The sequence below is a fragment of the Okeania sp. KiyG1 genome, assembly GCF_014132355.1.
GTDB lineage: Bacteria > Cyanobacteriota > Cyanobacteriia > Cyanobacteriales > Microcoleaceae > Okeania.
Genome location: NZ_BLZO01000053.1, coordinates 112352 through 128361 on the forward strand (window position 1 = coordinate 112352; position 16010 = coordinate 128361).

At 35.4% G+C, this 16010-nt stretch carries 13 protein-coding genes and 2 pseudogenes; 10 read left to right on the forward strand and 5 right to left on the reverse strand.

Annotated elements, in window-relative coordinates:
• The first annotated feature begins 440 nt into the window (after positions 1-440).
• From SAGCYANO_RS09885 to SAGCYANO_RS09920, 6 genes and pseudogenes are all read left to right on the forward strand, one after another.
• On the forward strand, positions 441-2933 hold the full coding sequence (locus SAGCYANO_RS09885) for a dynamin-like GTPase family protein (RefSeq protein ID WP_202219914.1): 2493 nt from the start codon (positions 441-443) through the stop codon (positions 2931-2933).
• 533 nt (positions 2934-3466) lie between these two features.
• The gene (locus SAGCYANO_RS09895) at positions 3467-3736 is read left to right on the forward strand and encodes a KGK domain-containing protein (protein WP_255502520.1); all 270 of its coding nucleotides are present in this window, start codon (positions 3467-3469) and stop codon (positions 3734-3736) included.
• Between the two features lie 112 nt (positions 3737-3848).
• Positions 3849-4202, forward strand: a complete 354-nt coding sequence (locus tag SAGCYANO_RS09900) for a KGK domain-containing protein (protein ID WP_202219916.1) — start codon at positions 3849-3851, stop codon at positions 4200-4202.
• Between the two features lie 263 nt (positions 4203-4465).
• A complete protein-coding gene (locus SAGCYANO_RS09905) occupies positions 4466-4633 on the forward strand; it encodes a hypothetical protein (RefSeq protein WP_202219917.1) in 168 nt (55 codons plus the stop codon).
• A 247-nt stretch (positions 4634-4880) separates the two neighbouring features.
• Positions 4881-5297, forward strand: a pseudogene (locus SAGCYANO_RS44495) (KGK domain-containing protein).
• Between the two features lie 85 nt (positions 5298-5382).
• A complete protein-coding gene (locus SAGCYANO_RS09920) occupies positions 5383-5733 on the forward strand; it encodes a KGK domain-containing protein (RefSeq protein ID WP_202219920.1) in 351 nt (116 codons plus the stop codon).
• A gap of 746 nt (positions 5734-6479) precedes the next feature.
• Here SAGCYANO_RS09920 and SAGCYANO_RS09925 read toward each other — a convergent pair.
• Positions 6480-6785 carry a DUF4090 family protein gene (locus SAGCYANO_RS09925; protein WP_202219921.1) on the reverse strand — a complete coding sequence of 102 codons (306 nt, stop codon included), beginning with the start codon at positions 6783-6785 and terminating at the stop codon, positions 6480-6482.
• Between the two features lie 431 nt (positions 6786-7216).
• On the opposite strand from SAGCYANO_RS09925, the gene SAGCYANO_RS09930 reads away from it, so the two are divergent.
• From SAGCYANO_RS09930 to SAGCYANO_RS09950, 4 genes are all read left to right on the forward strand, one after another.
• Positions 7217-7462 (forward strand): HNH endonuclease, encoded by a 246-nt coding sequence (locus SAGCYANO_RS09930; RefSeq protein ID WP_202219922.1) that lies wholly within the window; start codon positions 7217-7219, stop codon positions 7460-7462.
• Positions 7463-7630: 168 nt separating this feature from the next.
• Positions 7631-7816 (forward strand): hypothetical protein, encoded by a 186-nt coding sequence (locus SAGCYANO_RS09935; RefSeq protein ID WP_202219923.1) that lies wholly within the window; start codon positions 7631-7633, stop codon positions 7814-7816.
• A gap of 347 nt (positions 7817-8163) precedes the next feature.
• A complete protein-coding gene (locus tag SAGCYANO_RS09945; RefSeq protein ID WP_202219924.1) occupies positions 8164-9750 on the forward strand; it encodes a glucose-6-phosphate isomerase in 1587 nt (528 codons plus the stop codon).
• A gap of 1820 nt (positions 9751-11570) precedes the next feature.
• Positions 11571-12245: a response regulator transcription factor gene (locus tag SAGCYANO_RS09950; protein WP_202219925.1), complete on the forward strand. Its 675-nt coding sequence runs from the start codon at positions 11571-11573 to the stop codon at positions 12243-12245.
• 58 nt (positions 12246-12303) lie between these two features.
• Here SAGCYANO_RS09950 and SAGCYANO_RS09955 read toward each other — a convergent pair whose 3' ends face one another.
• The 4 genes and pseudogenes from SAGCYANO_RS09955 to SAGCYANO_RS09970 all read right to left on the reverse strand — a co-directional run.
• Positions 12304-12789 carry a low molecular weight protein-tyrosine-phosphatase gene (locus SAGCYANO_RS09955; protein ID WP_202219926.1) on the reverse strand — a complete coding sequence of 162 codons (486 nt, stop codon included), beginning with the start codon at positions 12787-12789 and terminating at the stop codon, positions 12304-12306.
• 843 nt (positions 12790-13632) lie between these two features.
• Complete coding sequence (locus SAGCYANO_RS09960) at positions 13633-13983, reverse strand: YbaB/EbfC family nucleoid-associated protein (RefSeq protein WP_202219927.1); 351 nt, start codon at positions 13981-13983, stop codon at positions 13633-13635.
• 729 nt (positions 13984-14712) lie between these two features.
• The gene (gene murB / locus SAGCYANO_RS09965) at positions 14713-15684 is read right to left on the reverse strand and encodes a UDP-N-acetylmuramate dehydrogenase (RefSeq protein WP_202219928.1); all 972 of its coding nucleotides are present in this window, start codon (positions 15682-15684) and stop codon (positions 14713-14715) included.
• 72 nt (positions 15685-15756) lie between these two features.
• Positions 15757-16010 (reverse strand): annotated as a pseudogene (locus tag SAGCYANO_RS09970) (UDP-N-acetylmuramate--L-alanine ligase); the annotation flags it as partial.

Sequence of the window (16010 nt, forward strand, 5' to 3'; positions counted from 1 at the left end):
TTACTCACAGACATAGAAGTATAAATTACAGATGTAGAGAATTTTTTGTGCCTTTTTTCATAAATTTTCTTCACTGTTGCCTACTTCTGCAAAAAGTCTATTCTTTTTCGGATAAGTCTAATAATTTTTTGAATTTATCCCTAAAATTACCGAATAATTAATCACTAATAATTATTAATTATTCAGCTTTATTAGCCTCCCCTTGGCTGCACCGCGAGCTGTCGCTCTACAAGGGGAAAAAAAGAAGTAATATTTCCTTATATTCAATTCCGTAACGGTTTGAAACAGAGGTAATTATCCATTATCCATTATCAATTATCAATTAATGAAAGCCTTGTCCCGATCAAAATAAAATTTTAATCAGTGAAAATACTATTGTTGTGTAGAAACAAATAATCAATAATAAAATCACAAATACTTGCTCACATCATCAAGACAAAATGAATATAATTCCCACCCAATGTCAAGACTTACAAAATCAGGTAGAAAGTTTACTTCAATTATTGCATCAAGAATCTACTCTTAGGCAACAAGATACAACAGCAGTTCGTGCTTCTTTAAATAAAGTAATTTCTCCCAAATTTGAAATAGTATTTGCGGGAGCTTTTAGTGCGGGTAAGTCGATGTTAATTAATGCTTTATTAGGAAGAGAATTACTTTATAGTGCAGAAGGTCACGCCACAGGAACAGAATGTTATATTGAATATGCTGAACCTGAAAAAGAACGAGTAGTTTTAACATTTTTAAGCGGGGCAGAAATTCAAGAACAAGTAGCAATTTTACGAAAGGAATTAGGTTTAGACCCCAGTGCTAAAATTCAACAACCAGAAGTCATCGAAATTATCCGGGAACAATGCGACGCAATTATTAAAAATGAAGGTGGCGAAAATAAATCGGAGCGGGCTAAACAAGCAAAAGCATTGAAATTATTAGTAGATGGTTTTGAGGTTAATAAAGAATGTATTCATTCTGCCGAAAATGCTATTTATTCTATGGAGCAGTTTAATTTTTCTAACTTGAAAGAAGCAGCAAGTTATGCCCGACGGGGGATGAATAGTGCTGTGTTGAAGCGGGTGGAATATTATTGTCATCATCCTCTTTTAGAAGATGGAAATGTGATTATTGATACCCCAGGAATTGATGCGCCTGTAGAAAAAGATGCTCAAGTTACTTATGACAAAATAGAAAACCCAGAAACTTCTGCAGTTGTTTGTGTTTTAAAAGCTGCTGCTGCGGGAGATATGACAACTGAAGAAACAGAATTACTGGAAAAAATGCGAGAAAATCCTGGTATTAGAGACCGGGTTTTTTATGTGTTTAATCGTATTGATGAAACTTGGTACAATTCTCAACTCAGACAACGATTAGAAAGTTTGATTATTTCTGATTTTCGGGAGACGGAAAGGATTTATAAAACCAGTGGGTTGTTAGGTTTTTATGGCAGCTCAATTAAAGAAGCAAGTGCAGGCGATCGCTTTGGTTTAGATAGTATATTTGCTAATAGTGTTAAAGGTTTAGATGAGGAGGAGGAAACACCACAGTTTGTCTATGCTTTTAACAATTATTGTGGGACTTCTCGCAAACTTCCGAGTAATTTTCGGATAAGTATTAATGGTTTTGAGTCACCTAATGAAAATTATGTCCGGATTTTAGGTGAGTGGGGAAAACCGTTAATCGAACAATTAATCAAAGATAGTGGAATAGAAGAATTTAGGGATGGAATTACTCGGTATCTGAAGGAGGAAAAACGTCCACAATTATTTGCCAATTTGGCAGATGATTTACAAAATATCTGTATTCAATTACAGAAAAATTATTTAGCTACTCAACAAAATTTGGCAAGTCAACCCCAGGAAATAGAGGCAATGAAAATCCAGGAATTATCATTGTTGAATTCTCAACTTCAGGAAGTGGGGGAGGAGTTTAGCGAGCATATTTCTGAGGAAGTAAATTTCCTAGTCACAAATAAATGTGATGGTTTTGAAGCAGATTTTAATCAACTCCAATCTCGGATGATTCGTCGTTTAGATGAATTATTAGATACTTTTTCTGTAGAAGCTGCTTATAGTCGGGCAACTATTAATCATCCACGGAATGCAACGGCACCTTTATTAGCAGTTTTGGTCGAAGCACTTTATTATTTAGCGAATCAATTGGAGGATATTTTAGTTGATTCTACCCAGTCAGTGGTAAGTGGATTTTTTCAACGTTTAATTGACCGAGTTCGTAAGTCAGAATATTATCGGCAACTTTATCGTTTGTTGGGGAATGATGGAGGTATTGAACAACATTTAAAGGAAGTAGAAAAAGCAGTTACCACAGCATTAATAAGTGCGGCGCGGATAGAATGTGACAGGTTTGTGCGAGAAAGTCCTCGTTTTTATGATGAAGGAACTTTTTCTATCTATCAGTTTAGACAGACTTTATTACAGACTTCTCAAAGTTTTGACTGTAGCAGTATGGTAGAGGCGGAACCAGCAATTAGACAATTGTTGAAGTTGGATTTTGAGCCGAAAGTTTCTAAGACAATTCGGCAGACTTTTCGGCAAACTGTGAATCAAACTTTGAAGACTCATTTATTACCTATGGCGGAAAAACAAGGGGAAGATATTATGCAGCAATATAATCAAGCGCGGGAATATTTAGAGAAAAGTTTGGAGACCGAAGCTGGGGATAAAATTCAACGAAATTTGCGTTTACAAACTGAGGTTAAGGAAAAGATTGGGGTTTATAATCAAGCGGTTTCTAATATTAATAGTTGTTTACAGACGATGTTATTGAATGAGCGGCAGTTGCCAATTATTTCTGGATTTAATTTTGGGAAAGGTGAGGATGATTTGGATGCGGTAAGTGATGAAAATGAGAAATTATTGGAGAGTGCAGAAATATCCCCGCTTGATGATTTAAGACAGCAGATGAATTTGAATAGTTAGGGGTAGTTTTATTTCAGAGAAATGTAGGGTGTGTTGTTGAAGCATCCTACAGTTATAGTGATTCGCGCAAGGCAAAAGTCAAAAGTTAAAAATTAAAAGTAATAGCAGTTTGATAAATTTTATCCTGATGAACCTGAAGAAACTGAATCAAATAAGTCAAAAAATGAAATAGAAGTTTCTGACAATCATAATTCAGAAAATATGTAAATTGAAGTATCCCCACTTGATGACTTACCTCCGCAGATGAAGTTGAATAGTTAGGGATAGTCTTGCTCAGAAAAATGTAGGGTGTCTTGCTGAAATACCCTGCATATCCCCACTTAATAATTTATTGGAAATAGAGGAATTAAAAAATGGCAGAAAATTCAGATAATCAAGATTTTATTGTATTAAACTGGGACGAAGTTGTTGAAATTGATGTAAATGTCGGTACATATTTAGCTCTGAATTCAAACAACTTTAAATATTTACATATGATAATTTCCAACTGACAATCAGCAATTATTAGTAGAGTAGATATTCGGGATAAGAAAATAAAAAATCAACTATTTTATGATGATTATGATGGTGTAGAGTGTGAAGTTTTGAGATTAGGCGCTCAAAGTTGGCAAAAAGGAAAAATCAAAGTAGAACTTACTGTCCAATTTTACCCTGATGAATCTGAAAAAGAGATGGAAGAAACTGAATTAAGTCAGTCAGAAAATGAAGTAGAAATTTCTGACAAAAATAATTCAGAAAATATCGAACCTGAAATATCACCTCTAGACGACTTACGACAAAAATTTAATCAGGAAAATCAGTAGAAATTTTCCCAGAAATCTAGATTTATGTAGGGTAGTTTATCCCTCTACATCTTTATTTATTCAGGCAAAAATATAGAAGGAGTAAACTCACATGGAACATAAATATTAACCATTGGAAAATTTAGAAGTTATAGAACTCTTACTTCGTCCCATAGCAGCAGAATTAGGTTTAAGTTCCTATTTTCAAATTTTAATTCTTCAAGTAACCCAATTTGCAGCTATCATCCAACATAATTTAAGAGTTTCTGATGAAATAAAAGAACAAGTATTTGAAGAAGGTGTAGATTGTCAAATTCTCATATATGGTGCTAAAGAGTGGCATTCAGGGAAAATCAAGGTAAAAGTTACTGTCGAATTTTGCCCCGACCCACCAGAAGAAGATACTGAAAAAACTCAATCAAGTCAGTCAGAAAATGAAACAGAAATATCTAACAAAAATCATTCCCCAGTCATAAATTTCTTGTAAGGTACCCAGATAGTAAATAATAATGAATCAAAAAATTTTCCTAGCTCAAGAAGATGTTATCTCTATATTTATATCCGTATAATAAGTAGTAAATCTGACCGACAAAAACTACATTTATATCCCTCAGGTAATTAGCCTATCAATTTCTAATTCTGGAGAGGAAAAGAAATAATACAACCAAAATATTCCGTCAAAAATTCAGACAGTTTCATAACTCACCCCAGTCATAAATTTTTTGTAAGATACCCAGATAGTAAATAATAATGAATCAAAAAACTTTCCTATCTCAAGAAGATGTTATCTCTGTTTACGACCATGAAATTTTGGTTTTTGACCAGAATTTTACTCACCATAATATTTCAGAATATCTCGAACCAAAAACATCTCCCCTAGATGACTTACTGCCAAAATTTAGTCAAAATAATAAGTAGTAAATCTAACCGACAAAAACTACATTTATATCCGTTAGGTAATTAGCCTATCAATTTCTAATTCTGGAGAGGACAAGAAATAATACAACCAAAATATTCCGTCAAAAATTCAGACAGTCTCCAACTAACCCCACTCAGAAATTTCTTGTAAACTTACAAAATGAAAATAATGATTCTGAAATATTCCCAGTATATGATCGATATCGTACATTTAACCAAGAATAGAAATTAAAAAATGGAAATTAATATGGAAGAAAATTTTTACCCTAAAGATTGTAATGATAATGATATGATTTATTTTGTAAATGCTACATACAAAATAGGTAGTTTTAAACGCGCATTAAATAAATCATTTAGCAATAATCTAGGATCTTAATTAAGTGGTAAACTTAGCCAAAACGGTATTAGAATACCCAATACAATTTTCAGACCACCCGGTATGAATGAACCCTATAGTAGATGGTTTGAAAATGGTATGGATTGTGAAATTCTTAATCTGGGTTCCGAACAATGGAAAAAAGCAGAAGTCAGAGTTAAATTAACTGTCGAATTTTATGTGGATCTAGAAGAAAAAGAGGAAGTTTCTAACAACGAAAATTCAGAATATATCGAACCAGAATCACCCCTTGATGATTTACGGAAAAAATTTAATGAGGAAAATTAAGTAGGTGATAACTAAAGTAAACTTATACTCCAAAATTACTTCTACCTGATATCATATCTATTATTTAGTTAAAGGGAAAAATTACATGGGAAACAAATTTGAACACCTGAGAAATGATGAAGTTATCTCAGTAGAAGAAGAGCTTCATAAAAATCAACCCCACATAATCAAAAGCACAACCTTCCAAGTCAGTGAGTTAGTGCAAAAATTGACTGAAAGAATAAGTAGCAAGGAAAATTTAATTTTTAATGGTTTTGATTGTAAAGTATTAAGATTAGGTTCAGGTGGTTGGGTAAAAGGTAAAATAAAACTTGCTTTAGAATTTTACCCTGATGAACAAGAAGTTTCTCAAACATCTGAAAAAAAGTTATCTAAAAACAGTGAATTAGAATCTCCACTTGATGATTTACGCCAAAAATTTAATGAGGAAAATTAGTTACTGAACAAAGGATGTTCTCCCCCTAAGAAATAAATTTATTGGCTAATGGCTGAAATCTATTTTAAGAGACTAATTTTGTTTCACTTTTTGGAGAGTTTTTTTTCTATAGTCAGGGATTTCAATCCCTGGCAGATACCTAACCTAGCTATAAAATGTAAATGATTCTCAAATTTCATTTCTTGATAATACTTCTGACATTTTCTCCATGATTTAACAACCCAAAATTTATCCAAAAATCAATTATTTTTAACTTAGTCAGATAGTGGATATAAATATTTGTTTTTCTAGAGCGATCGCTAATACCAAGCCTGATAAATTTTTGCTACAAATAACTAGACTATTTATTAGGAGTAAGGTAGGGGAGCTGTCAGATTAGCGACGTACAGAATGAATGGCTTAGATTCCATTTTTTAGGTAGTAAATTATCTTTTTCGTCCAATAAACATCTCCTACAAGTACCTTTTAATCAAACTTATTATTCGTAATATTCCTTGGGAAAATTGGCATAATATCAAAAAATCAAATATTTTGATAAACCTTTGTCAGAATATTTTTGGATATAGAGAAAATCCCCTGTTTGCTTAGTTGAAAATTGTAGGGGCTAACATTCAGGCAGTAACTAAAAGTATAAACTCTAGATTCTCTTTCCGAATGCTTCCCCCTCCTGTCAGGATTCAAAATTTAGATATAACAATTATCAAACCCTGAAATAAAAGCACTAAAATACTAACTACAAACTATTTTTATTTCCCACCATAATAAAAAGCAATTTCTTTATCTTTAAGTGGAGCAAAATCTGCATCTTTCAACATTTGATTTAACTCTTCCTGGGAAATATGCTTCGCCCCAATACGCACAATACGAGACCGCATAGTATTACTAACCCCACTCCGTTGTCGTTGACCTTCTAATGCCATTACCTTGTGATAAAGGTCGAGCTTTTCTGGTGGAATAACAGAACCATCTAAATCTATTCCTTTAGCGATCGCCTTATCCACAGCATCTGCTCCAGTAGTTGATGCAGTTGTGGAAGTTTTTTCTGAAGACATAACAAAAAATTATTGGGTTTACACGATTATTTTATCTCCTGTAAGGCATACTTCAAAACTTTCTATAGAAGTAAATTTTTCCCATTAAAATTCAAGTCATAGCAAACTAATTCATTAATGGATAATGGATAATTGATAATTGATAATTACTTCTCCTTAAAAGGGAGAAGATTGACTAAAAGGTAAAAGTAACTTTTTAAATGGAGAAAGAATAGTAAGCATTTCCTGCGGAATGCTTACAAAGAATAAAAAATTACGCAAGCATTTACTGGGGAATGCTTACACATTATTCGATCGATTAAACATTATGCTTAAAGATTTATTATAACTGAATATCCACAGTAAAATAATGTTAGTATTTTGATAATTTTTAAGTAGTGATATAATCGTGGTGTATTAACAAAAATCAGAGATTTAATCAGAAATAAATTATGAACAAAACTCCCCGAATAAAAATCCCTTTAGCAGTCAGAAAATATGTATTCGAGCGCGACAATTACCATTGTAAAAGTTGTGGTAAAACTACTAGAGAAGCACAACTTACTATAGACCATATTATCCCCCTAGCTAGTGGTGGTAGTAACGATATTAGTAATCTACAAACCCTCTGCAGTAAATGTAATCAAAAAAAGAAACATCACTTCGACCCACGATTCCAACGCAACTTCAGTAACTAAAATAAAAAAATTATTAAGTAAGAATTTCCTGCGGAATGCTTACATTATTAAACCCCGAAAAATCTCAATTTTTGAGTAACATATAACACGATAAAATTAGGATAAATATATGGTAAATTCAAAAAAATTAACTTTCTCAAAAGTAAGTTGTACTCTCTAATAGGTAAAATGTCTGATGCAGATATAGAAAGAAGTTGGGAATATTTACAAACACTTTATTATGACAGCTTCATGTTACAAGCTATTCAACAATCTAAAACAACTCATAAACCAGGAGATATCCTAACTAAAGAAGAAGCTATACAAATATTACACTTTGAGCGAGAAGATAATTCAACTAAAAATCAGCAATAATCATCAAGAATAAAGTATAGAAAAAAACAATTTTATTGTGAATTTAGAAGTGCGTTATGCTCGGTCTTTTGTCGAAGACCTCAAAACTTTAGAAACTGCTGCCTACCAAAAAATATATGACTTTGTTTTCTCAAATTCAGTCAAATAAATTACTTACAAGAACTACCAGAATTACGACAACTTGGAACCAATGCTATTTTCTATAGATTTACTGTGGACAAATATCTGATTGGTATAGAAGTAACAGGTCAAATTCTTAAATTTATCCGTATTTTACCAAAGCCACAAATTTAGTCTTCTAAACTATTAGGTAACAGGCTAAAAAAACACAAAATACAGTAATTTTTATGGACTCAAAATCACTCTGGCAACGCTATATTAACTGGCTTTATTACCATGAAGGATTAAACTTTTATGTTGATATAAGTCGCATTAAATTTGACGATTCTTTTCTAGAAACAATCAAGCCTAAATTTGAAAAAGCTTTCCAAGATATAGAAGCATTAGAAAAAGGAGCGATCGCCAACCCAGACGAAAACCGAATGGTTGGCCACTACTGGCTAAGAGCCCCAGAACTTGCGCCCACCCCCGAAATAAAACAAGAAATTGTCCAGACTATCGAACAGATTGAGACTTTTGCCAAGAAAGTCCATAGTGGAGAAATCAAACCTCCCAATGCCCCCAAATTTACAGATATTCTGTCCATTGGTATCGGTGGTTCAGCTCTCGGTCCTCAATTTGTGGCCGAAGCCCTTAGTCCAAATGACCCACCAATGCAAATACATTTCATCGATAATACCGACCCTGCAGGTATCGACCAAGTACTCTACAACCTCAAAGACCGCCTCAACAGCACCCTAGTAATAGTCATCTCCAAGTCAGGGGGTACCCCAGAACCTCGCAATGGTATGATGGAAGTCAAAGCAGCTTATGCTGCTCAAAATCTAGACTTTGCTCCCCACGCCGTCGCTACTACCACCCCCGATAGTAAACTAGGTAAAATTGCCAAATCTGAAGGATGGCTAAATATTATTCCTATGGCAGACTGGGTAGGGGGACGTACTTCTGAATTATCCTCCGTTGGTTTACTACCAGCAGCATTGCAAGGAATTGATATCCAGGCTATGTTAGATGGGGCGAAAGAAATGGACATAGCCACTCGCAAACATGATATTAAAGGCAACCCCTCTGCTTTATTAGCTTTGAGTTGGTACGCTGTAGGTAACGGACGAGGGGAAAAAGATATGGTAGTTCTCCCCTACAAAGACAGTTTGTCAATGTTCAGTCGTTATTTACAGCAGTTGGTAATGGAATCTTTAGGTAAAGAAAAAGACCTAGATGGTAATATAGTCAATCAAGGTATTGCAGTTTATGGTAATAAAGGTTCTACAGACCAGCACGCTTATGTCCAACAGTTGCGTGATGGTGTACCTAATTTCTTTACTACCTTCATCGAAGTTCTAGAGGATCGTCAAGGTATTTCTCCTGAAGTAGAACCTGGAGTAACTTCTGGTGACTACTTATCTGGTTTTCTCCAAGGTACTAGACAAGCACTTTATGAAAATCAGCGAGATTCTATTACAGTTACAATACCCAAAGTTAATCCTAAAAATGTAGGAGCTTTAATTGCTCTTTATGAGAGAGCTGTTAGTTTTTATGGTTCTCTAGTTAATATTAATGCCTATCACCAACCAGGAGTAGAAGCAGGTAAAAAAGCTGCGGCTACAGTGCTAGAGTTACAACAACAGGTAGTAAATGTCCTCAAGCAAGATGGTTCTCCCCTATCTTTAGCAGAAATTGCCCAAAAAGTAGGTGCTGATGAAAAGATAGAAATCATCTACAAGATTTTACGCCATTTGGCAGCTAACCAAAAGCATATTGTTTTTCATGGAAATGTTGGGCAACCAGCTAATTTATCTGTAAGCTATCAGTAGTATTATGATAGTTATTTTGCCTTGAGCATTAGGAGTGGTTATTGGACTTATTAGGATCGTGCAGCAGCAGATATAGTTTTTACTTGTGGACTAGGGAATGTATTGACATCCTCTCCGGTCTGTTAGCGTTTGCGCAGCATGACTATAGGAAAGCTCCTCTGTTAGCGCAGCTCCTCCGGAGGAGTTCATTAATTGATAATGGATAATTGATAATTGATAATTACCTCTGGTTAAAACCGCTACGGAATTGAATATCAGGAGATATTATTTCTTTTTTTTCCCCTTAAAAGGGGAGGCTTTAAACCAGAATTATTTAATTATTAATAATTAATAATTAATAATTCGGTAACAGGCAGACACGGAGAAACAAAACTGAGCCGTAGCTCTTCGGCGGGTTGACGTTTTGCTACCGCAAAGCTCGGCTAACATCGGCTAGGTGCTAACTAATACGTTAGTCTGACGCTCCCCTCCGCGTCCGTTTAAAGTTTCCGCAGTTCAAAGCTCCTCCGGAGGAGGCGTGTCCCTAGGCTACCATTATAACATATCTATATCAATCAAAAACGATCTAAAAGTCGCCCGCTTATGGGCGAGGCCCATACCCCAATTTTTCGGTAACTCAAGGACTCTGGGGAACAGAAATAGCCGTTCAATAATTGATAATTGATAATGGATAATGGATAATTGATAATTGATAATTGATAATTGATAATTGATAATTACCTATCCCTAAAAGGAAGAGGATTGAATAAAAGGAAAATATTTTCTCTCTTGGCCGATTGGATATGGCGAGGAGACCCGCTCTTATCAGAGCCGCTCCGCTGTTAGCGTTTGCGGTAGCATTCCGGAATGGAAAGCTTTGCGGTAGCAAACGCCATCCCATCCTAACGGACTGCTCCGCAAACGACCGCTTGTTTCTCCTTTAAAGGAGAGGCTTTAAACCTTAATTATTCGGTAAAGTCAGTTTGTGGGTGCTTTGTGACTTATAAGTAATGCAGTGACGTTCTCCTACATCAAATCAAAGATTATAATGTAGGCATCCCTTCCTCACAGATAGGGCTTTCTGTTTTGCTGGCGCAACGCTGCGCGTTACATGTCGCGGAGCGAAACACAGGGAGTGCAACCACTTAACCTTCTACAGACACCAGACTCGGAGACCAACCGTTTTTTTGTACTAAACAATTCTGCACTCCAGAAAATTCCCTCAAGAGCTTTACCTTTTCACGGCTTGAGGGCGAACTTCACCAATTAAACTCCATACTCGCTATTTGTTCTCATAGTTTTCTCAGGTGCGTACTACCGCTACTCCTGATATAATCAAGGGTGACACAAAAAAGCAGACAATGCAACTTCTAAGTGGACGCTGCGCGGTTTATTTGTTGGTCGGCAATTCCCCTCCCGTTAACTTATGTATAACGGGAGACCCCTTGCCGACATCAAAGTTGGGCAGAAATACCCACCTAAATTGCGGTATTGGGACAACTGAGCTGTATACCTAGGGTCAGCGTCATTTCAGTTAGCCTCCTAAGGTCAGAGCTACGTTTTTTCCTTTTGGTATGGAATACTACGCAAACGGAATGCTTTGCTGCGCATATTAAAAGTAAGGAGGAGCTACGCTGTTACTTAACAGTACCTCTTGCAATAGGGAGGCAAAATACTTAATTTTCTTTTTTTATCCCCTTATAAAAAGGAAGCTATTGACCTGATTTTTGGTCATGAGTATTTTAATAGAGGATAGCTTTACAAGCACAAAAATTAGCTATTAATACTCTGGGTATTTCCCTACTTCTAATGTTAATTTACTTCCCTATTCCCATTAAATAATGCCCTTAACAATTCTCGTAGTTGATGATGATTTGGGAACTCGTTTATGTGTTGGTGATTACCTAGAAATTTCTGGTTATTTGGTAATCAAAGCTGAAAATGGTCAACAAGCTTTAGATTTATTAGAGAAATCTCGGCCACACCTGATGATTACTGATATTGCCATGCCAGAAATGAATGGTTATGAGCTGGTACGACAAGTTAGATCGCGTCCCATTTTTCGTTTATTGCCTGTGATTTTTTTAACTGCCCATACAAGTACAGAAGAACGAGTAAAAGGTTATAATTTGGGGTGTGATATTTACTTACCAAAGCCTTTTGAATTACCAGAGTTAGGAGCAGTAGTTCGGTCTTTGTTGGATCGGTCTGCTCTTATTGCTCAAGTTTCACCTACATTTAATCAATATTCTAAGATAGAAAAGCCATCTGAATTACATTATTCAGAGGCAGTATCTCAGTCAGTTATAGCCAATGCTCAGATTAGTTTGACTGAGCGAGAACAACAAGTTTTGAGTCTTTTAGTTAATGGTCTTTCTAATGTTCAGATTGGCGATCGCCTACATTTAAGCCATAGAACTATTGAAAAATATGTCAGTAGTTTATTGAGAAAAACTAATACTAATAATCGAGCTGAATTAGTTCGTTTTACAATGGAAAATTACTTTACTAATTAATTGGAAATTTAGTTAGTTTGAGTTGATTTTTACAAAAAAAATTAAGACTAATTGAGTGCTAATTTATAGCTATTTTTTGATTAATAATATACTCTAATAGTCCCTCACAAGCATCTAAAAGTATTTCAATTACATAGTCAAATCCATCCTGACCACCATAATAAGGATCGGGAACTTCTTGCACATCAAAATACCTACAAAAGTCGCACATTAATTTTACTTTATCCTGATATTTACCAGCAGTATCTAAGCGCAGTACATCCCGATAATTATCCTTATCCATTGTCAATATTAAGTCAAAATTATCAAAATCTGCTACTTGAAATTTACGAGCTGCACCTTTAAGAGTAATTCCTCGCATCTTAGCTGCATAAGTCATCCTAGAATCAGGTGGACTACCTATATGATAACCTCCTGTACCAGCAGAATCACAAACTATACTATGGTTCAAATTAGCTTTTTCTATCAGATGATTCATGATATTTTCTGCTGATGGAGAACGGCAGATATTACCAAGACAAACAAATAATAATTTATATTCCATAAATTAATCAAAAATAGGTCCAGAATTTAGAATTTAGAATTTAGAATTTAGAATTACCTCTTCTTATAAATTCAGAAGATTGGATAAAAGGATTTTTTCTTCTGTTGGTCTCATGGATATGGCGCAGGTTTCGAGCCATCGCACCCTACGGGAAGCTACGCTTTTTCCGTTTGTCATGCTGCGCTTGCCATGTCGGCGACAGCCGTTAACGTAGTTATGCGAAGCAAAACGACCGCTGTCTTGGTCTCATGGATATGGCGAGGTCCCCTCGCCATCCCTCGACCGCTTTTTTCTCCATGAATGGAGAGGCTTTATACCTTAATTTTTGGGTAATCTTGAAGAAGGAAGAAGGAAGAAGGAAGAAGATAAGAAAGTTTTTATCGCTAATATCAAGCCTCATTAATTATAAAAATTCATCTAAATGATTGAAGCTATTACTTTATAAATAGTCTTCTAACTGAAAAAATTTGCTCAATAACCTCTCCTTTTAAGGGGATAAAAAAGAGAATATTCCTTATGTTTTAAATAAGGTTTCAAATAGAGTTGCTGAAGTCCGCAGTTCCTCTGGAGGAGGCTAACTGAAATGACAATTTTATAAATATTATTAAGACTAGGATACAGGTTAGTTGTTAGTCTACGATACATTGGTTCTTAACTTAAACCTGCCCTAGCTATTAAGACTTAAATTATCAAACAGAATTGGGTCGCGCAACCCCGCTTTTTAAGGCGAAATGTTTTTGAAGGGTTGCTCACGCATCCCCGTTACAAAAACAACTTCTGTACGTCGCCCTACCGACGGCTCCCCCTATCTGACTTCTGACTTCTGAATTCTGACTTATGACTTCATGAAAGTCCAGGTATATTTAAACCACCTGTCAATTCTTCCATGCGCTCGCGCATAGTAGCAGTAGACTTACTATAAGCATCTTGCATTGCTACTGTCACCAATTCAGAAATTACTTCTGCTCCTTCTCCTAGTGCATCAGGTGAAATTTCTACTCGCCGTGGTTCTTGGTTCCCACTCAAAAAAACCTTAACTAAACCACCACCTGCTACCCCTTCAACCTCTAATTTATCTAGGTCTTCTTGGAGTTTTTTAGCTCCGTCTTGAACCTGTTGAGCTTTTTTAAAAGCCTCAGTTAGTTCTTTCATTTTACCTAACCCGAAGCCAAAGCCTTTTCCTGATTGTGTCATAATTATTACTCTTCTATGGTAAGTCTTATTTGTATTTGTTTGTTGCCATTAAATCATTAGAAACTAATAATTTATGCAGCACATATTTTAATTATTCTAGATTCTCAATATATTTATACAGAATCTAGTTAGATTTTGTGCTTTAGTAGGAGCCTTTCAAAATGCGCACCTACCTTATATATAATAATATCATGGTATCTTTACATAAAAATCATAACACTGCAATAGATTTTTAGTACCTAATTAAATTAATAATTTGACCAAAAAATAGGGTCTCAAGCCTTCCCTTAGCTGCGCCACGAGCTGTCGCTCTATAGGGGGATGACAAAAGTAAACTTCAGTATTTTCTTGCCTCTGGGTTTCCTAGGTCATGCTGCGCAAACAGGAGTCAGTACTGATAACTGAAATGACGAACCTGCCATTTCCAGCCCTAATTTATTCAAAATTTCCCAATACCATAATTAGCAATAATATTAGTTAAAAGATGTTTATAGAGCATAGAATGCCTAAAATATAGTAATTAATTCAGAAGGTGGGGGAATCTGAAATTTCTGCCAATTTTAATAACTATTACTAATCGAAACATGATGGTAATTTACTTGTAGTGAGAAATCTGAATAATTAACAGAAAAACTCGGTATCTAAAGTTGATTTATCCATCTTGTGTACCTAATTTGCACTAGACTAGATTGTTTAACTAGCTAGAAACAAAGGTTGAGTTTACTGGTATTAGAAAGTTGCTGCTCCTGAAAAATCTCCGATCATTTTTACCTCTGGTTTTAATAGAAAAGACCATTGCTTTTCCACTTGTTCTTGAACATGATATATCAATTGGAAAATATCGTTAGCTGTAGCTCCCCCACAATTAAGAATAAAGTTTGCATGACGGTGAGCAACTTGGGCCATGCCTATTTGATAACCCTTAAGCCCAGTTTGTTCAATTAACCAACCAGCAGCTTTTGGCCCAGGATTGCGAAAAACACTACCACAACTAGGTAAATGATAAGGTTGGCTAGTCTTTCGCTTGTTAAAATTTTCAGAAGTTATAGCAGTCACCGAAGCAGGATTTTCCCCTGGTTGTAACTGAAAAGTAGCTTGAGCCACCAAAATAGACTTACCTTGTAGTCTAGAATGACGATAGCTGTATTCCAAATCTTGAGGAGACAGAATTTCTATCCGACCATCAGGCAACATAACATGGGCATTAACTAATATATCAGCTATACATTTACCTTGTGCCCCAGCATTCATTACCACAGCACCACCAACAGTACCAGGGATACCAACAACCCACTCCAAACCTTGCCAACCCATTCTAGCTGCCTTCCAAGCAATGCGTGGTAATGATTCACCAGCACCCACAGTTAGAAGACCTGTTTCTTGTTCAAAGTTAATGTGACGGAGGTTACGACTACTAATAACTAATCCAGGTAAACCACGATCGCTCACTAACATATTTGAACCTGCTCCTAACAGAGTAATAGGTAATCCTTCAGAGTTAGCAAACTGAAAACTTGCTTGTAATTGATCTAATTTTTTTGGTGTAACATACCATTCAGCAGGTCCTCCTACTCGGAAAGAAGTCAGAGGAGCTAAAGGAACATTAGACCTAATTACACAATCTGTTCCCAGTAGTGGAATAGGTTTATATTGTGGCCTTTTAGCTGAACTAGCTATGTGATCGGAGAGAGTCATAGTCATAACTAATACTTGAATTATTGTAATTTTGAAGATAGTGTTTAGAGTGAGCGAACTCAACTGAATGTTTCTCTATTAAGCTGTTTCACTAGACACAACCTGATAGTGAGGTTGTTGATAAAATGCTATAACCTCTGGAATAATTTTATTGAGGTTACCAGCACTGAGAAATATTGCCAAATCCCCTGGTCTTAAGACTTTATGTAAAAATGCACTTACTAATTCTAAAGATGGTTGATAGTAAACCTGTTGATGATAATCAGAAATTGCTTCAGCTACTTGTTGGCCAGTAATTTTACCCAATGGTGATTCTCCTGCACTGTAGATAT

Coding starts and splice junctions, on each gene's coding strand:
- SAGCYANO_RS09885 (WP_202219914.1), top strand. CDS start 441: ATGAATATAATTCCCACCCAATGTCAAGACTTACAAAATCAGGTAGAA.
- SAGCYANO_RS09905 (WP_202219917.1), top strand. CDS start 4,466: ATGAATCAAAAAACTTTCCTATCTCAAGAAGATGTTATCTCTGTTTAC.
- SAGCYANO_RS09920 (WP_202219920.1), top strand. CDS start 5,383: ATGGGAAACAAATTTGAACACCTGAGAAATGATGAAGTTATCTCAGTA.
- SAGCYANO_RS09925 (WP_202219921.1), bottom strand. CDS start 6,785: ATGTCTTCAGAAAAAACTTCCACAACTGCATCAACTACTGGAGCAGAT.
- SAGCYANO_RS09930 (WP_202219922.1), top strand. CDS start 7,217: ATGAACAAAACTCCCCGAATAAAAATCCCTTTAGCAGTCAGAAAATAT.
- SAGCYANO_RS09935 (WP_202219923.1), top strand. CDS start 7,631: ATGTCTGATGCAGATATAGAAAGAAGTTGGGAATATTTACAAACACTT.
- SAGCYANO_RS09945 (WP_202219924.1), top strand. CDS start 8,164: ATGGACTCAAAATCACTCTGGCAACGCTATATTAACTGGCTTTATTAC.
- SAGCYANO_RS09950 (WP_202219925.1), top strand. CDS start 11,571: ATGCCCTTAACAATTCTCGTAGTTGATGATGATTTGGGAACTCGTTTA.
- SAGCYANO_RS09955 (WP_202219926.1), bottom strand. CDS start 12,789: ATGGAATATAAATTATTATTTGTTTGTCTTGGTAATATCTGCCGTTCT.
- SAGCYANO_RS09960 (WP_202219927.1), bottom strand. CDS start 13,983: ATGACACAATCAGGAAAAGGCTTTGGCTTCGGGTTAGGTAAAATGAAA.
- murB (WP_202219928.1), bottom strand. CDS start 15,684: ATGACTATGACTCTCTCCGATCACATAGCTAGTTCAGCTAAAAGGCCA.